This is a genomic window from Streptomyces sp. NPDC096048 (assembly GCF_044763415.1).
Lineage (GTDB): Bacteria > Actinomycetota > Actinomycetes > Streptomycetales > Streptomycetaceae > Streptomyces.
The window spans coordinates 522,864-544,723 of record NZ_JBIWGG010000002.1 but is presented as its reverse complement, the minus strand read 5'-3'; the positions used below and the strand labels follow the sequence as shown (position 1 = coordinate 544,723).

The 21,860-nt window shown below is 72.7% G+C and carries 20 protein-coding genes and 1 tRNA gene; 10 read left to right on the top strand and 11 right to left on the bottom strand.

Annotated features, from left to right (window positions below; all coding sequences use genetic code 11):
- Positions 1-18: 18 nt before the first annotated feature.
- Positions 19-966: a D-2-hydroxyacid dehydrogenase gene (locus tag ACIQ6R_RS07095; RefSeq protein WP_404219391.1), complete on the bottom strand. Its 948-nt coding sequence runs from the start codon at positions 964-966 to the stop codon at positions 19-21.
- Between the two features lie 187 nt (positions 967-1,153).
- Between ACIQ6R_RS07095 and ACIQ6R_RS07090 the strand changes: the two genes are divergently transcribed.
- The 6 genes from ACIQ6R_RS07090 (at position 1,154) to ACIQ6R_RS07065 (ending at position 6,142) form a co-directional block, all read left to right on the top strand.
- A complete protein-coding gene (locus tag ACIQ6R_RS07090) occupies positions 1,154-2,047 on the top strand; it encodes a decarboxylase (protein WP_404177152.1) in 894 nt (297 codons plus the stop codon).
- A complete protein-coding gene (locus ACIQ6R_RS07085) occupies positions 2,044-2,775 on the top strand; it encodes an aspartate/glutamate racemase family protein (RefSeq protein ID WP_404219389.1) in 732 nt (243 codons plus the stop codon). Before ACIQ6R_RS07090 ends, ACIQ6R_RS07085 begins: the two co-directional genes overlap by 4 nt.
- A 487-nt stretch (positions 2,776-3,262) precedes the next feature.
- Positions 3,263-4,831, top strand: coding sequence for a polysaccharide lyase family 1 protein (locus ACIQ6R_RS07080; RefSeq protein WP_404219387.1), 1,569 nt, complete (start codon positions 3,263-3,265; stop codon positions 4,829-4,831).
- Between the two features lie 166 nt (positions 4,832-4,997).
- Positions 4,998-5,357, top strand: a complete 360-nt coding sequence (locus ACIQ6R_RS07075; protein WP_404177161.1) for a hypothetical protein — start codon at positions 4,998-5,000, stop codon at positions 5,355-5,357.
- A 112-nt stretch (positions 5,358-5,469) separates the two neighbouring features.
- A complete protein-coding gene (locus tag ACIQ6R_RS07070; RefSeq protein ID WP_404219385.1) occupies positions 5,470-6,078 on the top strand; it encodes a bifunctional DNA primase/polymerase in 609 nt (202 codons plus the stop codon).
- Positions 6,069-6,142, top strand: a tRNA-Lys gene (locus tag ACIQ6R_RS07065). Before ACIQ6R_RS07070 ends, ACIQ6R_RS07065 begins: the two co-directional genes overlap by 10 nt.
- A 78-nt stretch (positions 6,143-6,220) precedes the next feature.
- Here ACIQ6R_RS07065 and ACIQ6R_RS07060 read toward each other — a convergent pair.
- Positions 6,221-7,597 (bottom strand): M6 family metalloprotease domain-containing protein, encoded by a 1,377-nt coding sequence (locus ACIQ6R_RS07060; protein ID WP_404219384.1) that lies wholly within the window; start codon positions 7,595-7,597, stop codon positions 6,221-6,223.
- Between the two features lie 284 nt (positions 7,598-7,881).
- On the opposite strand from ACIQ6R_RS07060, the gene ACIQ6R_RS07055 reads away from it, so the two are divergent.
- Positions 7,882-9,768 (top strand): putative bifunctional diguanylate cyclase/phosphodiesterase, encoded by a 1,887-nt coding sequence (locus tag ACIQ6R_RS07055; RefSeq protein WP_404219381.1) that lies wholly within the window; start codon positions 7,882-7,884, stop codon positions 9,766-9,768.
- On the opposite strand, the gene ACIQ6R_RS07050 is transcribed toward ACIQ6R_RS07055, so the two are convergent.
- The 3 genes from ACIQ6R_RS07050 to ACIQ6R_RS07040 form a co-directional block, all read right to left on the bottom strand.
- Positions 9,744-10,844, bottom strand: coding sequence for an LLM class flavin-dependent oxidoreductase (locus ACIQ6R_RS07050; RefSeq protein WP_404219379.1), 1,101 nt, complete (start codon positions 10,842-10,844; stop codon positions 9,744-9,746). The genes ACIQ6R_RS07055 and ACIQ6R_RS07050 overlap by 25 nt on opposite strands.
- 69 nt (positions 10,845-10,913) lie before the next feature.
- Positions 10,914-11,108, bottom strand: coding sequence for a DUF397 domain-containing protein (locus ACIQ6R_RS07045; protein WP_404219377.1), 195 nt, complete (start codon positions 11,106-11,108; stop codon positions 10,914-10,916).
- Between the two features lie 9 nt (positions 11,109-11,117).
- Entirely contained in the window at positions 11,118-11,909 is a 792-nt protein-coding gene (locus tag ACIQ6R_RS07040; RefSeq protein ID WP_404219375.1) for a helix-turn-helix domain-containing protein, read from the bottom strand.
- A 277-nt stretch (positions 11,910-12,186) separates the two neighbouring features.
- Between ACIQ6R_RS07040 and ACIQ6R_RS07035 the strand changes: the two genes are divergently transcribed.
- A complete protein-coding gene (locus ACIQ6R_RS07035) occupies positions 12,187-12,624 on the top strand; it encodes an ATP-binding protein (RefSeq protein ID WP_404177182.1) in 438 nt (145 codons plus the stop codon).
- On the opposite strand, the gene ACIQ6R_RS07030 is transcribed toward ACIQ6R_RS07035, so the two are convergent.
- A complete protein-coding gene (locus ACIQ6R_RS07030; RefSeq protein WP_404219373.1) occupies positions 12,621-12,986 on the bottom strand; it encodes a VOC family protein in 366 nt (121 codons plus the stop codon). The genes ACIQ6R_RS07035 and ACIQ6R_RS07030 overlap by 4 nt on opposite strands.
- A gap of 102 nt (positions 12,987-13,088) precedes the next feature.
- Here ACIQ6R_RS07030 and ACIQ6R_RS07025 point away from each other — a divergent pair, with 102 nt between their 5' ends.
- Positions 13,089-14,054, top strand: a complete 966-nt coding sequence (locus ACIQ6R_RS07025; RefSeq protein WP_404219370.1) for a helix-turn-helix transcriptional regulator — start codon at positions 13,089-13,091, stop codon at positions 14,052-14,054.
- A gap of 58 nt (positions 14,055-14,112) precedes the next feature.
- Here the strand turns inward: ACIQ6R_RS07025 and ACIQ6R_RS07020 are convergent, their stop codons facing one another.
- Genes ACIQ6R_RS07020 through ACIQ6R_RS07005 form a run of 4 tightly spaced genes read right to left on the bottom strand, consistent with a single transcriptional unit; the run spans position 14,113 to position 19,148 of the window.
- Positions 14,113-15,474 (bottom strand): AAA domain-containing protein, encoded by a 1,362-nt coding sequence (locus ACIQ6R_RS07020; protein ID WP_404219368.1) that lies wholly within the window; start codon positions 15,472-15,474, stop codon positions 14,113-14,115.
- The gene (locus ACIQ6R_RS07015; protein ID WP_404219365.1) at positions 15,471-17,099 is read right to left on the bottom strand and encodes a hypothetical protein; all 1,629 of its coding nucleotides are present in this window, start codon (positions 17,097-17,099) and stop codon (positions 15,471-15,473) included. The genes ACIQ6R_RS07020 and ACIQ6R_RS07015 overlap by 4 nt, the downstream gene beginning before the upstream one ends.
- On the bottom strand, positions 17,090-18,298 hold the full coding sequence (locus ACIQ6R_RS07010; RefSeq protein ID WP_404219363.1) for a hypothetical protein: 1,209 nt from the start codon (positions 18,296-18,298) through the stop codon (positions 17,090-17,092). The genes ACIQ6R_RS07015 and ACIQ6R_RS07010 overlap by 10 nt, the downstream gene beginning before the upstream one ends.
- A complete protein-coding gene (locus ACIQ6R_RS07005; RefSeq protein ID WP_404219361.1) occupies positions 18,195-19,148 on the bottom strand; it encodes a phosphatase PAP2 family protein in 954 nt (317 codons plus the stop codon). Before ACIQ6R_RS07005 ends, ACIQ6R_RS07010 begins: the two co-directional genes overlap by 104 nt.
- A 194-nt stretch (positions 19,149-19,342) precedes the next feature.
- Between ACIQ6R_RS07005 and ACIQ6R_RS07000 the strand changes: the two genes are divergently transcribed.
- The gene (locus ACIQ6R_RS07000; RefSeq protein WP_404219359.1) at positions 19,343-19,939 is read left to right on the top strand and encodes a histidine phosphatase family protein; all 597 of its coding nucleotides are present in this window, start codon (positions 19,343-19,345) and stop codon (positions 19,937-19,939) included.
- A gap of 168 nt (positions 19,940-20,107) precedes the next feature.
- Here the strand turns inward: ACIQ6R_RS07000 and ACIQ6R_RS06995 are convergent, their stop codons facing one another.
- Positions 20,108-21,601 carry a hypothetical protein gene (locus ACIQ6R_RS06995; RefSeq protein WP_404219357.1) on the bottom strand — a complete coding sequence of 498 codons (1,494 nt, stop codon included), beginning with the start codon at positions 21,599-21,601 and terminating at the stop codon, positions 20,108-20,110.
- Between the last annotated feature and the right edge of the window lie 259 nt (positions 21,602-21,860).

Below are 21,860 nucleotides of genomic sequence, written 5' to 3'. Positions count from 1 at the left end.
TCCCGCGTATGTGGGACGTCAGTGTCCGGGCACGTATCCGCGCTTCTTGTCGACCACGTTCGCCAGCGGCTCGCCGGCCGCCCAGCTCTCGTACAACTCCACGAACTGCGCGCCCAGTTCGTCCCGCCAGCCGATCGTGTCCCCGCTCATGTGCGGGGAGATGATCAGATCCGGGACCCGCCACAACGGGCTGTCGGGCGCGAGGGGCTCGTGGCTCAGCACGTCCAGGGCGGCGCCCGCGATCCAGCGCCTGGTCAGCGCCTCGGCGAGATCGTCCTCGACGACCAGCTGACCCCGCCCCACGTTCACGAACCGCGCGGAGGGCTGCATCACCCCGAACCGGCGGGAGTCGAACATGCCGCGCGTGTCGTCGGTGAGCGGGGCCGCCGCCACCACCCAGTCGGCACGGGCCAGCAACCGGTCCAGCTCACCGGGCCCGTGGACGCCGGGGCGAGGGGTGCGGCCGACCAGCGCGGTCGTGATCCCCAGCGCCTTGAGGGTCTGCGCGATCGCCCGCCCGATCGGCCCGGAGCCGACCACGCAGGCGCGGGTTCCGGCCACCCGCATCGACTCCCGGTGCCGCCAGGTCCGCTCGCCCTGCAACCGCAGGGTCGTGGGCAGATCCTTCGCCATCGCGAGGACGAGCGCGGCGACGTACTCGGCGATCGGCTGGTCGAAGACACCGCGCGCGTTGGTCACGACCGTGTCCGACGCGGCCAGCTCCGGGCACATCAGATGGTCCACACCGGCGCTCGCCGTGTGCACCCAGCGCGGCCGGGGGCCGTCGCCGGGCCACGCCTTCCGTACGGCGTGCGAGGTGAAGTCCCACACGAGCAGGACGTCCGCGTGCGGCAGCCGCTCGGCGAGGCTCTTCTCGTCGGCGTGCTCGATCCGGGCGCGGCCGGTCAGCCGGCCCAGGCGGGGGAGCGGCTCGGCGTCCAGGACGAGGAGCGTGGGCATGGTCATCGGCAGGCCTGTCTCCGGTCGGTGAGAACGGGGCGGTTCAGGAGTTGACGGATAAGTTAACCGGCTGTTGACCTGGGAGTGACGCGGGCGGATTGACCACGCTCGCACCGGAACCTACCTTCGTCAACACGGCCGTGCGTAACGGTGCGTTGCCCTCCCCTTTCTCAGTGTGAGGCCGGTGCGTGCCATGGACATCTCCTTTCTCGGCGGACCAGCTCCGCAACGCGGGGTCGGCGTGGTCGCCCCGTTCGACTTCGCACTCGATCGCGAGCTGTGGCGATGGGTGCCCGACGACGTGTCGCTGCACATGACGCGAACCCCTTTCGTACCCGTCGAGGTCAGTCTCGACCTCGCCCGGATGGTCAGCGAACACGAGACGCTCGGTGAGGCCGTGCGCACCCTCAACGCCATCGCGCCCGAGGTCATCGCCTACGCCTGCACCTCGGGCAGCTTCGTCGGCGGCATCACCGGGGAACGCGCGATGTGCGAGGCGATGACCTGGGCGGGCGCCGTCCCGTCCGTGACCACCTCCGGCGCGCTGCTGGACGCGCTGGCCGAACTGGGCGTACGCCGGGTCGCGCTGGTGACCCCGTACACCGTCTCCGTGACCCGAGCGCTGGAGGCGTACGTCGCCGAAGCCGGCGTGACCGTCACCGGCTGCGCCTTCATGGGCCTGACCCGGCACATCTGGAAGGTCCCGTACCGCGACGTGGCCGACATGGCACGCCAGGCGGTACCGGGCCCGGGGGCGGCGGACGCCCTGTTCATCTCCTGCACCAACCTCCCCACCTACGACGTCATCCCTCAGCTGGAGGCCGAGCTGCGGATCCCGGTGATCTCGGCCAACCAAGTGACGATGTGGGCGGCACTGCGCCGATTGGGTACCCCTGCGGTGGGGCCGTATCAGGCGCTGACCGATCCGTCCGCGCGCATCGGTCCCGCGGTGCCGGGCCCGATGGGTCCCGCGGTGCCGGGTCCGATGGGTCCCGCGGTCGCGGGTCCGGTCGGCCCCGCGGTGGCGGACCTGCCGGGCGTCGGTGACGCTCCGGACACGGAACAGCAGCAGGAAGGGTGGACATGACAGCACTGGGATTCCTGTACCCGGGCCACTCCGGTGAGGACGACTACCCACGCATCGAGCAGCTCCTGGGCAGCGACATCCGGGTGGACCTGGTGCACACGGACATCGGCGAGGACGCGCACCGGGTCGACGCGCTGCGCGAGATGGGCGCACCGCAGCGGCTCGCGGCGGGTGTGGAGGAGCTGCGGCTCGCCGGCGCCGACGCCGTGGTGTGGGCCTGCACCAGCGGAAGCTTCGTGCACGGCTGGGACGGGGCCCAGGAACAGGTGCGCGCCCTGGCCCAGGCCGCGGGCCTCCCGGCCTCCTCCACCTCCTTCGCCTTCGTGCACGCGGCGAAGGAGATCGGGGCGCGGCGGGTCGCGGTCGGGGCGACCTACCCGGACGACGTGGCGCAGCTCTTCGCGGAGTTCCTGCGCGCCGCCGGCATCGAGGCGGTCGGCGTCGTCAGCTCCGGCATCATCACGGCCGCGGAGGTCGGCACCTGGACCGAGTCGGAGGTGCTGGCCCTGGCCCGCGCCGCCGACCACCCGGACGCGGAGGCGGTCCTCCTCCCGGACACCGCACTGCACACGGCGGCCCACATCCCGGCCCTGGAGAAGGAACTGGGCAAGCCGGTCCTCACCGCGAACCAGGTCACCGTCTGGGAGGGCCTGCGCCTGGCGGACCGCCGGGTCAACGCCCCGGAACTGGGAGCGCTGTTCACCCGGGAGCCGGTGGTGCAGGCCTGACACCGTGGTTGACGCCGGGGGCTGAGCGGAGCAACCGCGCGAAGGCACCGGTGGTGCCCGGCCGACCCGGGCTCGGCCGGAAACGGAAGAACCCCGGTCCCGCTGGAGCGGGGCCGGGGTTCCGGTCGAGCGCTGGGCAGGCCTTGCACCTGCATTTCCCCACGGGAAGTGGGGCGTCTTTCCTTGGACCACCAACGCACTGCCGACCGTTGGGGGTTGAGCCCCGCGAGCTGGCAGGATGATCGTACCGCAGCTCTGCTCGGGGTGCACATCGACTCCGTGGCGCAGGGGGTGCGGTTAACGGCGCTGTTCAGGGAACGGTCACTCACATGAACAGTGGGCCAAGTTCTGAACGCGCGCAATCTCTTGCCAGCCCCTGAGGGCCCCCCTATTCTCACGCCGAGAAAGCGCTTTCCCGTCCGTCGTGTTGACGTGATCACGACAGGACGTTCGTTCCGTCATGTGAAGACGAATGGGGAGACCGAGGATGAGACGACCAGTCGCGCTGCGACTCCACGCGGCGCTGGCCACCTTGGCTGTCGCCGCCGCGACCGGCGTGGTGCTGTCGATGCCCGAGGCGGCGGCAGCGGCCATCGGCGCCACCGGCTACGCGACCCAGAACGGCGGCACGACCGGCGGTGCGGGCGGACAGACGGTCCGGGCCACCACCGGAACCGCGATCCACCAGGCCCTGTGCGGCAGGGCCGACAGCAGCACCCCGATCATCATCGAGGTCGAGGGCACCATCAACCACGGCAACACCACCAAGGTGTCCGGCGACAGCTGCAGCACCGCGGCCGACAAGATCGAGCTCAAACAGATCAGCAACGTCACGATCGTCGGGGTCGGCGGCGGTGCCGTCTTCGACCAACTGGGCATCCACATCCGGGAGTCCAGCAACATCATCATCCAGAACGTGACGGTACGGAACGTCAAGAAGTCGGGCTCGCCCACGTCCAACGGCGGCGACGCCATCGGGATGGAGAGCGGCGTCCGCAACGTCTGGGTCGACCACACCACCCTGGAGGCGTCGGGCGGGGAGTCGGAGGGCTACGACGGTCTCTTCGACATGAAGGACAACACCCAGTACGTGACCCTGTCCTACAGCGTCCTGCGCAACTCCGGCCGCGGCGGCCTGATCGGCTCCAGCGAGAGCGACCGCTCCAACGGCTACGTCACCTTCCACCACAACAAGTACGAGAACATCGACTCCCGCGCGCCCTTGCTGCGCGGCGGCACGGCCCACATCTACAACAACCACTACGTGAGCCTCAACGAGTCCGGCATCAACTCCCGGGCCGGCGCCAAGGCCAAGGTGGACAACAACTACTTCGAGGACTCCAAGGACGTCCTCGGCACCTTCTACACGGACCAGGCCGGCTACTGGCAGGTCAGCGGGAACATCTTCGACAACGTGACCTGGTCCGACCGCGAGGGCGACACCAACCCCGCCGGGCCCGACCCGCGGTCCAACACCAGCGTCAGCATTCCGTACTCCTACAAACTCGACGCGGCCGACTGCGTGCCGGGCGTCGTGAGCCAGACGGCGGGCGCCGGCAAGGGGCTGAAGGTCTCGGACGGCAGCTGTACGCCGCAGAACCCGGACCCGACCGACCCGGGCCCGACCGACCCCGGGCCCACCGACCCGGACCCGGACCCGACCGACCCCGGCCCCACCGACCCGCCCACCGGAACCAACCTCAGCATCGGGGCGGGCTCCGACGGCTCCTCCAAGGCCGACGGAACCAGCTACGGCAACGTCCGTGACGGCGACATGGGCACCTACTGGTCCCCGACCGGCTCGACCGGTTCCGTCTCCGTGAAGTGGGGATCCGCCACCACGGTCTCCAAGGTCGTCATCCGGGAGGCGTCGGGTTCCGAGGGCGCCATCGGGTCGTGGCGGGTCGTCAACCACGACACCGGCTCCGTCCTGGCCTCCGGCAGCGGAGCGGGCGTCATCGGCTTCGCCTCGACCTCGCTGAAGAAGGTCACCTTCGAGATCACCGGCTCCAGCGGCACGCCGAAGGTCGCCGAGTTCGAGACCTACGCCGGCTAGCGAGCGGCCCGGTCGCGCGGGAGGGGCGGGGAGTGTCCGGTATGCGCATACCGGTACGGCCTCGCCCTCTTGCATGGGCGCGGGACAATGGACGGTGGCCCGCTCCTCCCCGGGGGAGTGCCCCGGTCCGCGGGGAGGGCCGCCGTACGTACGAGGAGGAGAAGACATGGCGGAGCCCACGCCGCGTCGGAACGAACCGCGGCTACGCCCCGCGCCCCTGCTCTTCGAGCCGGCGGAGGTGTCCGCCGACCCCGAGCACTTCTTCGACCTCGAGTCGATCGACGACCCCCGGGCGCAGCTGGACCGGGCGACGGAGCTGACGCAGGCCTTCCGCGCGGCGGCGGACCGGGCGATGGAGTTCCAGGCGATGGCGGCGGCGCAGCTCGCCGATCCGCGGCGCTTCGACCGGCTGACACTCGCGGACATCGCCGAGCGGGCCGAGTGGACCGAGGACTACGCCAAGAAGATGGTGGAGTTCGGGCGCGACCTGATGCGCGGCGGCGAGGGCGGCGTACACCCCGACTAGCTGGCCCGCATATGCCAGGCGAGTGGGCAAGATACTCCCTTCCCCTCCCTCCTGTCCCGGTTTCCCGCAACCCAGCGGAGTGGCTCCCTCACCCCCGGTAGATGTATGCGTCATGAGCAGCACACGCGAAGTCATCCTCGACGCCACGTCCCACGTCTCGGACGCCACCCCCGACGGGGCCGCCTGGCTGGCCTCGGCGGGGCCGTACCCGCGCAGCACGCTCGCCCTCTGGGAGGAGCGGCCCCAGGCCCCGGTCGTCCTGCCCTGTGGTTCCGCCTTCGACGTGGTGAGCGCCCCCGCGATCTTCGGGCGCCGGATGCTGGACCGGATGTGGGACGAGGGGCCGGGGTCCGGACCGGTGGCCGAGTTCCGGGGCCGGATGCTGCTGTTCGCCGCGCCGGGCACGGCCCAGCGGCTGCCGTCGCTGCTGGAGTGGGAGGAGTGGAGCGCGCGCGGCCGGACGGGTGGCCGTACGGGCGCGGTGCCCCCGCTGCTGTGTCACGGTGCCGGGGACGCGGTGACGGTGCCGGCCCCGGTGGGCGTGCCCGCGCGTTCCGGTTCCCGCTGGCTGGTGGCGCCGGACACGCGCCTGCCGTGGCTCCCGGGTCCCGAGATCCTGCTCTGGGCGGCCGTACGGGCGGCCCGCGCGGCGGTGCGGATTTCGATTTTTCCTCCCGCCGACCAGGATGCTAAGGTCTACGACGTCAGCAGGCGCCGCTAGCTCAGTTGGTTAGAGCAGCTGACTCTTAATCAGCGGGTCCGGGGTTCGAGTCCCTGGCGGCGCACAGACAACGAGAAGGCCCCTCGCGCAAGCGAGGGGCCCTTCTCGCGTGCCCGGGAGTGCCCGGACGCGCCCGTCGGACTCACCCCGGCGTGATCTGCACCGTCCACGCCCCCGAGACCGTCCGCCCCTCCACCTCCACCCGTACGCCCTCCCCCGGCACCGTGAAACTCTCGCCGAGGCTCACCGGAGCGTCGGCGAGCGGGGGGTAGACCGAGTCCTCCCAGCAGGCCTCGGTCTCCGGATGGGCGTCGATCACCTCGATCGGCCCGCCCCCGGACTCCGCCCCGCTGCGCACCCGGTACACCAGCACCCCCGCCCGGCAGGCGGCGAGATCGTTGCCGACCGGCCCCCGCGCCTCGAAGGCGAGCACGCTGTCCGCGCCCGTGCGCACCACGGCCAGCTTCGTACCGCGCCCGAGACCGAAGGCCGGCGCCCCGGCGGCGCCCGTCACCATCACCCCCGGCCCGGCCCCCAGCGGCTCCAGCGTCAGCCGGGTGGGCCCGCCGCCCCGCACGCACGCCACCTGCCGGGGTTCCAGCCAGCCCAGCTTCCACTTGTGCCAGCCGAAGAGATCCGGAGCGAGCCCGAACTGGCTGCCCATCAGGTCCCAGTCGCCGACGTGGGTGTCCCAGTCGCCCTTGCCGTCGACGGGCCGGTGGTACAGGTCGGGCAGGTCGAAGACGTGCCCGGTCTCGTGGGCCAGGACCAGCCGGTCCGGCGGATGGTTCTCGAAGACCGTGACGACCCGCCGGATGTCGGTGCCGTCGGCCCGCATCGGGGTGTCCAGGTTGACGACCTTCGTCGCGTCGGAGTCCACGCCGGGCGCGTCCGGGTCCGCGACGAAGTAGACGATGTCGTAGCGGGAGAAGTCGACGTGCCGGTCGGCGGCGTCCAGCGCGTCGCGCAGGTAGGCGGCCCGGTGCTCGGGGCTCCAGTCGCGCTGTATGTCGTACGCCGTCGACGGCCGCGGCATGGGGACCCAGCTCGGCAGCGGGTGCGGGCGGAGCGTGAACGTGCCGTAGGAGGCGCGCTGGAAGAAGCGGGTGGTCGCCGGGAAGTGGTCGGCGGCGAGTTCGGCGGGCGCGGTCAGCGGCTGGGAGTCGGGAAAGGACAGGAACACCATCACCGCGTCCAGGGCGCGGGAGGGCCGCGGGTAGGCGGCGTTCCAGGTGTCCAGGCCCTCGGAGTGGTGCACCTCGGTCCGCTGGAGCGCGCAGGGCTCCGGGGAGAAGGGCTCGGCGGCCGACGGGGCGGTGACCAGGGAGGTCGCGGCCAGTGCCGACATCGTGGTGCACACCGCCGCCGTACTGCGCAGCCGGGACCGGGGCGCCCCCGCCGCCCGGCGGACCGCGCCGAGTCCCTTGAGGGTCTCCCGCGGAAGTCGCCTCAGGGGGAGCTGGCGCGGCACATGGACCTCCGGGTGCGGTTGACGGGACACCGCACCCAGCTTGTGCATGATTGTCGTATTACGCCCTGTTCGCCTGCACCGGATGGGTGAGCCGCCGGGAATTTCGCGGGAGGCTCCCTGGCCGACACCCCGAGGGCACTCACGGAACGTCACAACTGGTCGGGGGCGTATAGAACCCGTCCAGGTGTGGGCAGAAACGATCTGCCGGAGGGGTCGCGCGGTCCGGACCGCGGAACGGCGGCTGGTAGGGCTCGGTGGCAGCCTCTATGATCGGCACACTTTCCTGCACGAACAGAGCACGAACAGAGATCGAGGCACTGCGGGAGCGAGCGGTGAACGGAACCTCCGAAGGGCCGGCGCCCGTGGCAGACCTCGACCGGTCGGCCGTCACAGAGAGTGACAACTACCTGGCTCCTCGTACGCCGTGTACGGGGCCCCCGACCTACCACTCGGCGTTCGCGGCCGCCCCCCTCGCCATGGCCGTCGTCGACGCCGAGGGCCTGGTCGTCAGCGCCAACGACACGCTCGGCACCCTGCTCGGCACCGATCCGGCCGCGCTGGCCGGCCGCGCGGCCGCCGAGCTGGTCGACCTCGTCTCCGACGCCGGAACCTGGCACGCGTACCGCGAGGTGCTGCGGGGCCGGCAGCCCCGGCTGCGCTGCACCCGGCGGCTGAAGGGGGCCGACGGGCACTCCCTGTGGGTGCAGGTGACGGTCGCGCCCCTGGCCGAGCCGGGGGAGGTGCCGGGCGGACTGCTGATGTCGGTCGCCGACATCAGCGCCCGGCGCGAACTCCAGGCCCGGCTGCGCCACCTCCAGATGCACGACCCGGTGACCCGGCTGCCCAACCGCGCGCTGTTCTTCGAGCGTCTGACGGCCGCGCTGGAGGCGGAGTCGTACGAGCACGGCGGCACCGGCCGGATCGGCGTGTGCTACCTGGACCTGGACGGCTTCAAGGCCGTCAACGACACCCTCGGCCACCGTGTCGGCGACCGGCTGCTGGCCGCCGTCGCCGAACGCCTCACCCGCTGCGCCGAGGAGGCCGCCGCCCACACCCGGTCCGGCGCCCCGCTGGTGGCCCGGCTCGGCGGCGACGAGTTCGCCCTCCTCGTGGAGGACTCCACCGGCACCGACCAGCTCGCCGACCTGGCCGAATCGGTCCTCACGGCGCTCCAGGCGCCCTTCGAGCTGTGCGACCGCCGCCTCTCGGTCACCGCGTCGGTCGGCGTCGTCGAACGCCACACCGCCGGCACCACCCCCACCGCCCTGATGCAGGCGGCCGACACGACCCTGTACTGGGCCAAGGCCGACGGCAGGGCCCGCTGGACGCTCTTCGACCCCGAGCGGAACGCGAACCGCATGACCCGCCAGGCCCTCGCCGCCACGCTCCGCCCCGCCATCGACCGCGGCGAGTTCGCCCTGGAGTACCAGCCGCTGGTCGGCATGGAGGACGGCCGGGTGCGGGGCGTCGAGGCGCTCATCCGCTGGAATCATCCTCAGTTCGGCGTACTGGCGCCGAATCGGTTCATCGCACTGGCGGAGGAAGACGGTTCGATCGTTCCCCTCGGCCGCTGGATCCTGCGCACGGCCTGCCGCCAGGCCCGCCGCTGGCAGCTCGCCCACCCGGACGACCCGCCGATCTTCGTCAGCGTCAACGTGGCGGTCCGCCAGGTCTGGGACTCCGACCTGGTCGCGGACGTCGCGGCCACCCTGGAGGAGACCGGCCTCGCCCCGCACCTGCTCCAGCTGGAGCTGACCGAGTCGGCGGTGATGGGCTCCGCGGGCCGGCCGCTCCAGGCCCTCAAGGCGCTCAGCGACATGGGCGTCCACATCGCCATCGACGACTTCGGCACCGGCTACTCGAACCTGGCCTACCTCAGCCGGCTGCCGGTCTCGGTCCTGAAGCTGGACGGCGCCTTCGTACGGGGCTTCCAGTACGACAAGGTCGACGCGGGCGGAGGGGTGGACGCGTCCGGGGCGAACCCGGCCGACGAGGTCATCGTCGAGGCGATGGTCCAGCTGGCCCACCGGCTCGGCCTGACCGTCACCGCCGAGTGCGTGGAAACGTCCGACCAGGCGACCCGCCTGCGCCGCATCGGCTGCGACACCGGTCAGGGCTGGCTGTACTCCCGACCGGTGGCGCCGGATCGCATCTCCGCGCTGCTGGGCCCCGCCGGGCCCGGAGCGGCCGGGGTTCAGGCGGGCGTCGGCAACCCGTAGGCGTCGGCGATCAGCTCGTAGGAGCGCAGCCGTACGTCGCCGCCGTGAGCGTTGGCGGTGAGCATCAGCTCGTCGGCGCCGGTGCGCTTTTGGAGGTCGTCGAGGCCCGACCTGACCTCGTCGGCGGTCCCGTGGACGACGTTGGAGTTCCAGGACGCCACGAACTCCTCCTCCATCGGGCTGAAGTCGTACGCCTCGGCCTCCTCCGGCGTCGGCACGAGCCCGGGGCGCCCGGTGCGCAGCCGGACCATGTTCAGCGCGGCGGCCAGCACCTGCCGACGGGCCTCCTTCTCGTCGTCGGTCGCCAGCGCGGAGACGCCGATCAGGGCGTACGGGGCGTCGAGGACGGCGGACGGCCGGAAGGACTCCCGGTACAGGTCGAGCGCCGGGACGGTGTTCTGCGCCGAGAAGTGGTGCGCGAACGCGAAGGGGAGCCCGAGGGTGCCGGCCAGCCGGGCGCTGAAGCCGGAGGAACCGAGCAGCCACACCGGCGGCCGGTGCGCGGACTGCACACCGCCGGGGGAGGTGGCCTGCACGGGACCGGGCACGGCGTGGATGCGCCGGTACGGATGCCCGTCGGGGAAGTCGTCGTCCAGGAACCGGATCAGCTCGGCGAGCTGCTGCGGGAAGTCGTCGGCGCCCTCGTTGAGCCGTTCCGTGCGGCGCAGTGCGGCGGCGGTGGCCCCGTCGGTGCCGGGGGCGCGCCCGAGGCCGAGGTCGACACGTCCGGGCGCCATGGCTTCGAGGGTGCCGAACTGCTCCGCGATCACGAGCGGCGCGTGGTTCGGCAGCATGACGCCGCCCGAGCCGAGCCGGATGCGGTCGGTGTGGGCGGCCAGGTGGGCGAGGATCACCGCGGGGGAGGAGGAGGCCACGCCGGGCATCGAGTGGTGCTCGGCCACCCAGTACCGGTGGAAGCCGCGGCTCTCCGCGAGGCGTGCGATGTCCACGCTGGTGCGCAGGGCGTCGGTGGCGGTCCGGCCGGCGCCGACGGTCACCAGGTCCAGCACGGAGAGGGGTACGGGCGCGGTGCCGTGGGTCGTGCCCCGGATCTCCTCTGCGGCGTCTGCGGCCATGGTGGGGTGCCTCCTGTGTCGTGACAATCGCGCGGGTCGCTGCGCTGCGTAACAGGAGGGGGTCTCCGGTTATTCCCCGGTGGTGGTCCTGAGGGTGCGGAGGAAGGCGGTGAAGGCGGGGGCGGCGAAGGTGAGCGTGGCCCGGTCCGGGGTCTTGGAGTCGCGGACGGCTATGTGGGGGTGGCGGTGGGCGACCTCTACGCAGTCGTTGCCCTCACCGCCGCCGGAGTAGGACGACTTCTGCCACTGGGTGGGGGTGGTCATGGGATTTCCTCACAGCTCCTTGGCCAGGTGGTGGATGAGGTCGCGTGACCGCTCCGGGGAGAGTGACTCGTCCCTCACCCTACGAAAGAGCTTCCGGAAGTGACCCAGTTGGGCTTCGGAATCGAGAAAGGCCGTGCCGTGCGGTGCGTCGCGCACCACGGTATCCAGGCGAGGCACAGCTGCGCCCACGTGCACCATGGCGCTGCCGGCTCCCGCGAAGTCGTCCAGTGCGAACGGAATGACGCGAACAGTGACGTGCTCGGCCTCGGACATCTCCGCGATGCGTGCGAGCTGCATCCGGGTCGCGGCACGCCCGGCCACCTTGATCCGGAGCGCTGCTTCGTGGATCAACGTCTCGTAGGGAATCGGATCAGGCCCCTCGACGATGACCTTCCGCTTCATCCTGTGGTGCACCCGGTGCTCCACCTCGCGGTCGGGGAACTCCGGGTTCATGTAGGTGAAGAGAGAGCGGGCGTAGGCCTCCGTCTGGAACAGACCTGGCACGTGGATGACCGCCACATCGCGACGGAACGTCGCGTGATGGTCCAACTCGGCCAGATCCTGATAGGCGGCGGGAAGCACGCCGCGATAGTCGTCCCACCAGCCCCGGACCCGGACCGTCGCCATGGCTACCAGAGCATCGATCAACTCGCCGTCGGGACAGGCGTAGTTGGCTGCGAGACGGCGTAGCCGCTCCTCGCTCACTCCGGCGATTCCGGACTCGATCTGACTGATCTGGACGGAGTTCACGCCGAGAAGGGCTGCCGCCTCGGTTGCCTTGAGTCCTGCTGCTTCCCGCATCCTTCTCAGTTCAGCCCCCAGGCGCTCCTGACGTGCTGTGGGCGTGCGTCTCGGCGGCACAACTTCCTCCTCGCTCAACGGGCGCCCTCGGGCGGCTCGTTCGGGGCAAGATTACGCGACCGGCTTGCCTAGTAATAAATCTATGACCTACCTTCGGTGATGCGACGAACACTCTTTGCGATCGCGGGATGCTGGAAGCGCACCGCTCGGTCCTGCCACGACGGCTGCGGCAATGCCACCGCACCCCACTCCTCTCCACGTCTCCGAAGGAGTCCGCGTGCCCGAAAACGATCCGTGGGAGTACTCCCTCTACATCCCGAACGACCCCCGCGCCGTCACCGTCTGCCGCCGCACCCTCCGGCTGATCCTGACGATGCACGGGCTGATCCGGCTGGTCGACGTCGCGGAGCTGCTGGCGACGGAGCTGGTCTCCAACGCCGTGCGGCACACCAAGGGGCCCGCCGCCCTGCGGGTGCGCTGGGCGGCGGGCGTCTTGCGGATCGGGGCCTGGGACGCGGACCCGTCACCGCCCGAGCCGCCGCAGCCGTTCGACCGGGCCGTGGACCGGGAGGACGGGCGGGGCCTGGCGCTGGTGCGGGCCTGTGCCGACGTGTGGGGGTGGCAGCCGCTGGCCCGCGAGGGCAACCGGGGCAAGTACGTGTGGTGCGAGCTGGGTACGGCCCCGGCTGCGGGACCCGCGAGACGCGCCGGCTAGTCGACGGGTGCGACCCGGATCAGGTTGCCGTCCGGGTCCGCGACCACGAAGGTGCGGCCGAAGACCTCGTCGTGCGGTGGCTCGACCACGGTGGCGCCCTTGGCGGTCCACGCGGCGTGGAGGTCGTCGATGGCGGACGAGGGGCCCGGGAGCATCAGGCCGATCTCCGAGGTGCGCGGCGTGCCCGGGGCGATCTGGTCCGACTTGCCGCTCCAGAGCGCGAACACCACTCCGGGCGCGACCTCGAACGGGACGTAGCGCGGCGTGACCATGACCGGCTTCATGTCGAACAGGTCGGCGTAGAACGCGGTCGCGCGCTCGACGTCGTTGACGTAGACGAGGAAGAGGTTGGGTGCGGACATGGGTGTCGGGCTCCTTCCGAATGGGCCGGTTCCGGCCGTCGGTGTCAGCCTCGCCTGAGAACATGACACGGTCTGTCGTATTCAGGTGAGGAAGTCCGGCGCATGAGTCGACCGCAACGTCTGATCGAGCTCCTCGCGGCGCTGCAGGCACGGCCGCGGACCACCGCCGAGTCGCTGGCCGACGAGCTGGGGGTCTCGACCAGAACGGTGTTGCGTGACGTGCGGGCGCTGGTCGACGCGGGCATCCCCGTCTTCACCGAGCGGGGCAAGTACGGCGGCATCAGCCTGTTGCCCGGCGACCAGGCCGGCCTGTCGAAGCTGACGACCGGCGAGGCGGATCTGCTCCGGGCCGTCGGGCTCGATCCCGACCGGGCCCGCCAGGTCGGCGGAGAGGCGGCCGCCCGGTCGGCGCTGCGCAAGCTGACGCCGCGCCGGTCGCCGCCGCCCGCTCGGGACGATCTGCCGCTGTCCCTGACGGACGTGATCGCGATCGACAACCGGCCCTGGTTCGAGGAGGCCGCGCCCCTGCCCGACGTCGCCGGACTGGTCCGGGACCTGCGCACGGGAAGGCGGTTGCGCATCAACTACCGGCGTAGTGGCTCGGCGAGCGCGCGGGATCTCGTGGTCGACCCGTACGGGCTCGTGCAGCGGGGCGGGCGCTGGTACCTGGTGGCCGACCGGGACCGGCACCCCCGCATGTTCGCGCTCTCCCGTCTCCGGCACTGGGCCGTACTCGACGGCGACCGTCGGCTGCGGCCCGGTGCCGACCTGGCCGGCACGGCGCGGGAGCTGGGCGAGGCGTTGGAGAGTCAGGGGCACGTCGTGGTCACGGCGTGGGTCGACGCCGACCGCCTCGACCTGGTCCGCCGGATCCTGGGTGCGCGGCTCAGGACGGCGGGCGGCCCCGGGGACGACGGCCGGGTCGAGATAACCGTGGCGTACGGCCACCTCGACGGAGTGCGTCAGCTGCTCCAGTTCGGCGAACACATCGAGGTCGTCGCCCCCGAGGCCGCCCGTCGGCTGCTCCACCGGCTCGCGGTCGGCATGGCCCACAGGCACGCCCACTGACGTCGCCCGGTGCGCGATGCGTGCCGCGCCGGGCGTCGCGACCCCAAGAACACCGCGCTCAGGGCCGCCAACCCACCCGGTGCTCCGCCAGGTGCGCCAGCACCGCGTGGTTCGCCTCCCAGCCGTCCGGGAACTTCACCAGCGTGCCCAACTGGACCGGCTCCGTGGACGGATAGTCGTCCAGCAACCCGCTCACGCCCTCCCGGCAGACCACGATGCACGCGTGCCGGTGCCGGGAGGCCAGGACGCACAGGCGGCCCGTCTCCAGGTGGAAGGCGGTGGCGTCGGGGCGGCCGGAGAGCGGGTGCAGGACGACGGTGACGTCGTACTCGCGGCCCTGGAGCCGGTTGGCCGTGTCCACGGTCACCTCGGTCACCCCGAGGTCGGCCAGCGCGGCCCGTACCGCCGCCGCCTGGTCGCGGTGCGCCGTGCCGACGGCGATGCGGCCGGCGGTCAGGGGGACGGGGTCGGGGGAGCGTTCGGACGTGGCTCTGCCCTCCCGGTCCAGGAGCCGCCGGACCACCGCCGCCACCGCCCGTACGGCCTCCGGATCGGTGCGCGGCGTGTGACCGGCGGGCAGCTCCAGCAGACCCCAGCCCGAGCGGGCGGCCTCGTCGATCACATGGTCGGGGCCCGAGCCGTTGGACGCCACCGTGAAGGACAGGGCCCGGTCGCCGTGGTCCGTGCCGCTGCGGAACGGCGTGTACGGGTAGAACGCGTCGGAGACGAGCCGTGCCGCCGACGCCGGGAGCCGCCACGACACCGGCAGCCGGTGCTGCGGCAGGTCCGGGTTGTGAGCGAGGAGTGTGGTCACCGCGGAGGCCGACGGGTCGTACGACAGGCCGGCCCACTGCTCGCTGCCCACCGTCGAGAACGGGTCCAGCTGACCCGGGTCGCCCACGAACAGCGCCCGCTCGAACAGCCCGGCGACCGCCAGCAGCGCATCCGAGCGCATCTGGTACGCCTCGTCGACGATCGCGTGCCGCCACGGCTCGTCCACCTTGACGTGCGCCCACTTCGCGGCGGTCGACAGGACGACGGCCTGCCCGGCGAGATCGGCGGCCTTCGCCGACTTGCGCACGTTCGCCAGGTCGTCGAGCGCCTTGTCGTACGGGTCGGCGTCGCTGCTGTGCAGGCGGCCCACCGGCAGGTCGGGGTTCTTCTCGGCGAGGCGCAGGACCAGGTCGTCGACCTGGGCGTTGGTCTGCGCCACGACCATCAGGGTCCGGCCGGCCTCGGCCAGCTCCAGCGCCGCCCGTACGACGAGCGTGGACTTGCCGGCGCCGGGCGGGGAGTCGACGACGACGCCGCGCTCGGCGCCGTGCAGGGTGTCGTGGAGGATCGCGGCGGTGGCGCGGGCGGCTTCGGCGCCCGGGTCGAAGGCCGGGTCGACGGGGACGGTGGTGGCCTCGGCGGTCACAGGATGTCCTCCTCCGTCCCGGCGTCGGCGGCCTCCGGTACGGCGGCCGTCTCGCCGGGCGGTCCGCCGTGCGTCCACGGGGTCCGGTCCGGGTCGGGCAGCTTCGCGCCGCCCCGCTGCTCGTGTTCGAAGAGGGTGAAGCAGACCAGGTCGCCCTTCTCGGGCACCGACCCGGCCTCGGGCTCCTTGCCGCGGCCCATCTTGTCGACGATCCGCAGGACCAGCCCGCCCTCGTACCCGCCCTCGCGTCCGTCCTCGGCGGCCGGTCCGACGTACTCCGCCGTCTGCGGCTTGCCGCCCAGCGACCGGTAGACCTTCACGCGCTCGCCCAGGTGCGGGCGGTCGTCCGTGCGGACCGTGACCAGCGGGCGCGGACTGGGCCGCTTGCTCTCGCTGTACGCCATGACCACGTCGGTGACCTCCCCGGCGAACGCCTCGCCGGACAGCCGCCGCCCGGCCATCACCAGCGGATCGTCCAGCGCCTCCTGGGCTTCCAGCCGGGCCTGTTCACGCTCGCGCGTGGCGAGCTTGTTCGCCGCGGTCACCGCGTCGTCGCGGCGCGGCTGCGGGGGCTCGCCGGACAGGATGCGGTCGCGGTGGGACGTGAACGACCAGCGGTCGCGGGTCCAGCGGTCCTCGACATGCGGGCCGGCGGGCAGCTCCCGCAGCAGGTCCAGGCCCCGCCACACCAGGTCCCAGGTGGGCCGCGTACGGCTCTCGACCAGGGTGCGGATCTCCCGCTCGGCGGCGGTGAGCGCGCCGAGCCGTTCGTCGGCCTCCAGGCCGTCCTCGGCGGCGGCGAGCGCGGTGCGGGCACGGTCGTAGCGTTCGATGGCGGGGGCGAGCAGCTTGTTGTCGAAGGCCGGGTCGGTGGCCGGGCCCGCGGGCGGGCACAGCAACTGGCCGTCGGCGTCGCGTGCGAGTTCGGCCCGCCGCGCGGCCTCCGCCCCGGTCAGCCCCGCGCCGCCGGCCTCCGGGGCGATCCAGGCCAGCAGCGCCCCCAGGTGCTGGTCCTCCAGCGTGGACTGCCCCGTCGCCCAGTGCCGGCCCAGCAGGTCGGTCATGGCGAGGAGGAGGGAGGAGCCGGGGACCCGGGCCCGCTCGCCGTAGTGGGTCAGCCACCGGCCGAGCAGCGGCACCCTCGGCGGCGCGGGGTGCGGAGTCTCCGGGTCCTGCTCCGCCGTACGCCGGAAACGCATCGACCGGCCCAGCAGCCGTACGAAGTCGACACCGGCCCGGCTCGGCACGATCAGCTGCGCCGCGTCCGCGCACAGGTCGACCTCGACCTTGACCCGCTTGCCCGTCTCCGGGTCGGTCTCGGTGCGCTCGGCGGCCTCGACGCTGTCGGCGTACGCCTCGACGTGCGGCAGCACGATGCCGGCCAGCTCGGCCAGGAACGCGAAGCGCAGGTCGCGGTCGCGGGGCTGCGGGACGACCAGCAGGTGCGGCGCGTCCCGGTCGGTGCCGACCAGGGCGCCGAGCGGGGCACCGGCCTCGCCCGCGGTGATCAGCGGTACGAAGACCAGCGGACGGTCGGACAGGTGCCGGTGCCGGACGGTGGCGGCGGGCTGGGCGTGTCCGGTGCGCACGGCCTCCAGGCGGGCGAGCGTCGTGATCAGTGACACCCGGCCACCCCGCTCCCGCCGACCGCGACGCCGGAGGTGGCGAGTGCCTCCGCGCGCAGCCGAGCCGCCCTGCGCAGGGCGGCCACCGCCGGGTCGTCCGGGTCGCCGGCCTCCCCGCGGGCCGCCGCCAGCACCTCATCCACCGTCGACAGACCGCCCAGCTCCGCCCGGACCGGGCGGCCCAGCGAGGTCACCGCGCCGGCCTCACGGGACCGGGCGCGGCAGTGGAAGGCCAGCTCGCATGCGGACAGGCACTCGGGCGCGTAGGTCGCCGGGACCGCCTCGACCGCCGCCGTCAGCTCCTCGGCCGGCAGCTCGGGCGAGAAGCAGACGCCCTCGGGAAGCGCGTCGGCGATGGTCTCGATGCGGGTCAGGCGGGCCAGCTGACGGTCGGTGACCGCGCGCTGCTTGCGCACGTCGACGGCGGAGGCGGTGGGCAGGTTGGAGAAGTCCTTGGGGCAGACCAGGAGCACGCGGTGGCGCACGCGCGGGGCGGGGTCCAGGCGGGCGGCGACCCGCTCCAGGGCCAGCACGTACACCGCGGCCTGCCGCGCGGCGGCGCCGACCTTCGCCGGGTCGGCGGAGCCGTCCAGCATGGGGAAGGACTTGATCTCGACGACCGTCCAGCTGCCGTCCGGGTGCACCACCACGGCGTCCGGCTCCAGGAACGCGGGGGAACCGGCGACGTCGAGGGCGAGCATCGGGTGGTCGAGGAGCGTCCAGGTCCCGGGCGTGCCGACGGCCTCCCGCAGGGCCAGCGCCGTCCGCGCCGTGCGGCCCTCGGGGCCCGTCGCGGACAGGTCGGGCACCTGCGCGCCGGCGGGCGGTTCGGCGCCCCGGTCCAGCTTCTCGTGCACGAGCCGCAGCAGCTCGGCGCCACCGTCCGCCTTGACGCGCGCCTCGAAGGCGTTGCCCCTCATGAACGCGAACTGCGACTGGCCGAAGACCGCCGGGGAGCCCAGCGCGCTCGCCAGCGAGGCCTTGTCCACCCCGGCACCGTCGAGGATCGCGCGCCGACGGCACCCGGGGTTGGCGGCGAGGGCGGCCAGGGCCCGCGCGTCCAGCGCCTTGGCCGGTACGTCGGGCCCGCGCAGCTCAGCGAGCCGGTGCCGGAGTCTCGTCCCCCGCGTCCGCTGGGGAGGGGTCCGGCTCGGCTCCTGCTCCGAACCGCTGCTCGCGCTGCCGTGGAAATCGCTCACCCGCGGAAGTCTGGCATCCGCCACTGACAATCGTGGAACCAGCGCCATCCGGGGTCTTCGCGGCCGGTGTGGAGCGGGCCGCGATCCGGGTCCGGACCCGGTCCGCCGTCCGCAGCACGTACGGCGTCAGCAGCAGTCCCGCGCCCATCACGGCCGCGCCCGCGACCGCGTCGAGGAAGTAGTGGTTGGCGGTGCCCATCACCACGACCGTGGTCACCAGCGGGTAGACGACGCCGGCCGCCTTCGCCGTGCGCGTGCCGCCGTAGCGCCACAGCATCACCCCGCACCACAGGGCCCAGCCCACGTGCAGGCTCGGCATGGCCGCGTACTGGTTGGTCATCCCGCCCAGGCCGCGCGGCGCGCTCGCCTCGCCGCCCCACCAGCCGTACGAGCTGTACTGGGCCATCGTGTCGACGAAGCCGTGGCTCGCGTCCAGCAGCCGGGGCGGGCAGGTCGGCAGCAGGGTGAAGCCGATGAGGGCGATGAACGTGGACGTCATCAGCCAGGTACGGGCGGCCCGGTAGCGCACGGTGCGCGAGCGGAAGATCCAGATCAGCAGTGCGGGGGTGACCAGGTAGTGCAGCGACGCGTACCAGAAGTCGGCCGGTATGCCGACCCACGGCTCGCGGGTGAAAAGGCGGTTGAGCGGGTGCTCCGCGTTGAGGAACAGCCCCTTCTCTATGCGCAGGATGGCCAGGCCGTGGTCGACCGCGTCGGAGACGTCGCCCCGGACCATGAGCCGGCCCGCGGAGTAGCAGGCGTAGACGAGGACGATGAGCGGCAGTTCGGTCCACCAGCGCAGTCGAGTTCTCGGGGGCGCCTCGGTGCCCGGTGTCTCGGTGTGCGGCAATCCGATCGCCCTCCCCCTTCGTTCTCGCGCGCCTGGTCCGACACGGACGTGACACTCTACGGCCTCGTGCGCCCCGCTTCACTGGGCGCCCTCGGCCCTGATAGACGCCGGGATCGCCCGCCGGGTTGCCCGCGCGCGGCGTGCGCGATGATGGAGGGGTCCCCTCAGACATTTCTCCCGGAAAGGCGCTCTCCATGGCACCGCGCATCCTGCTGGCCCGGCACGGACAGACGGAGTGGTCGCTGTCCGGCAGACACACCGGCAGGACCGACGTGCCGCTCCTGGAGGAGGGCAGGCGGGGCGCCAAGCTGCTCGGCGAGCGGCTGCACCGGGCGCCGCTGGACGGGCTGCCCGGCGTCGAGGTGCGCACCAGCCCGCTGTCCCGCGCGCGCGAGACCTGCGAGCTGGCCGGCTTCGGTGAGCGGGCCCGGGCCTGGGACACGCTGATGGAGTGGGACTACGGGGCGTACGAGGGCATGACGCCGGACGAGATCCGGACGGCCCGGCCCGGCTGGCTGATCTGGCGGGACGGGGTGCCCGAGGGGGAGAGCCTGGCGGACGTCACCGCGCGCGCGGACGAGGTCGTCGCGTGGGCGCGTGAGGCGGACCGCGACGTGCTCGTCTTCGCCCACGGGCACATACTCCGGTCGATCGGGGCGCGGTGGCTGGGGCTGCCGCTGGACTTCGCGGCACGGATACGGCTGAATCCGACGTCGCTGTCGGTGCTGGGGTGGGCGTACGGGGAACCGGCGCTGGAGAGCTGGAACGACCTGGGGCATCTGGCGGGCTGACGCCGGTGCCGGTGTGGGTGCGGGTGCCGGTGCGGGTGCGCGTGGGTGCGCTGCCCGGCGGTGCGGGGTGCTGCTGCGCCCACCCGTGCCGCCCCAGCGGCGCGACTGCCCGCAGCCGGGGGCGCGACTGCCCGCAGATGGGGGGCGGGGGCGGAGCGGTGACCGGGTTCACGCCGTTCGTGGCAGCGCCGCGTGGCGGTCCAGGAAGGCCGAGACGGCCGCTGCCCGCCGGTGCGGGAGGAGTACCCGCGCCGTCGCGGACAGCATCGTGTGGACGCGTGACGACTGGACCTCGCCCAGCAGGTCCAGAACCCGCATGCCCGCCCCCGCCGCCTCGTCGGGCCGGCCGCCGCGCGCCAGGTCGTCCGCCAGTTCCGCCGAGTACAGCGCGAGGTTCCGGGTGAAGTGCGGGTCCTGGAGTTCGGCTGCCCGGCGCGCGTGCCGGGCCGCCCGGGGCCAGTCGCCCAGGGTGGACCAGCACTGGGCCTCCAGCCCTTCCAGCTCGGCCTCGCCGTAGAAGCTCATCCATTCGGGGTCGGCGTCCGAGGGGCCCCGCCCGAAGAAGGCCTGCGCGCGGGCCAGCGCCTGCTCGCAGCCGACGCGGTCGGCCAGCCCCGCCCAACCGCCCGCCTCCCGCAGCGCGAGCAGGGACATCAGCCGGGCCGAGCCCAGTGGGCGGGCGGCGCGCTGCGCGGCCTGGGCCGCCCGTACCGCCTCGCGCGGGCGCCCGGCGTCGCGGGCCAGGAACGCCATGTTGCAGAAGGCGTGCGCCTCCAGGCCCGCGTCGCCGGTCATCCGGGAAGTGGCGAGGGCCTCGGCGTAGTGGGAGCGCGCGTCGTCGAAGCGCCCGGAGTCGTGCGCCAGCCAGCCCACGGAGATCGCCAGTTCACCGGCGCCCGAGTAGAGCCGGTCCGCTGTCGCCTGCCGGGTCGCGCCGGCGTCCAGCAGCGCGTACGCGGTACGCAGCGGGGTCGCCGCGCGCCGGTAGAGGCCGTCGGCGCCGTACCGGTCGTCGAGCAGCCGGATCCGGCGGACGGCTTCCTCGAGGGCGCCCGCGTCACCCGCCCCCGCCCTGCGCACGGGGCGCTGGACCGCCGCGGCGTCGAGGGCGGGGCCCAGGGGGCCCAGCGAGGCGGCGGCCACCGTGGCACCGCTCGTCATGAATGCGCGACGCAGCACGTCGCTCTCCTCGTTGTTGTCGTGCGTGTCGTACAAGTACTGCTTGTTCTGCGGGTACTGCGGGTACTGCGGGTCGTGCGGGTACTGCGGGTCCTGCGTCTCATACGGCTCGACCGCGCCCCGCTTCTCACTTGTGGCGCGCGGAGACCCTTCGGGGTACGCCGGGGGCGCGTCCTCCGCGGTGCGCGCCCGGCGCCCGCGTACCGACGAGCGGGGCGCGAACCCCAGGTCGGTGAGCGTGCGGCCGGGGAACATGTGCAGGAACACCCGCTCGTACGCGTAGTTGGGGCAGCGGATCTCGCCCGCCTCGACCCGGCCGATGTAGCGCGCGTCACAGCTGACCCGCTCGCCGATCTCACGCGCGGACCGGCGCACCGCCGCCGCGAACTCGGCCGGCGAGCGCCCGCCGCGCAACCGCCGGAAGGCGAGGTTCGGCCGCGGTGGCCGTTCGGGCTGGGCGGAGGTCACCGTTGACGACGCCATGGCCGGGTCCTCTCGTGCGAACCGTCGAACCATGCCGGGACAGGGGCGAGTTATGCGGATTCCTCCGTTTGTCATCCCTGTTCCCGGCGAGCAAGAACGTACCGGCTGTGACGGAGCGACCACGCGGTGTTTGGCTACAAACCGGATATCTCATCCACGATCTGCCATGAAGTGCCATCCTTTGCGGCTGACTTGTGCCGTAGCCGTTGACGGTCCGACGCGTTGAACCCTGTGGACCGGGAGGCCCCCGACTCCCGAC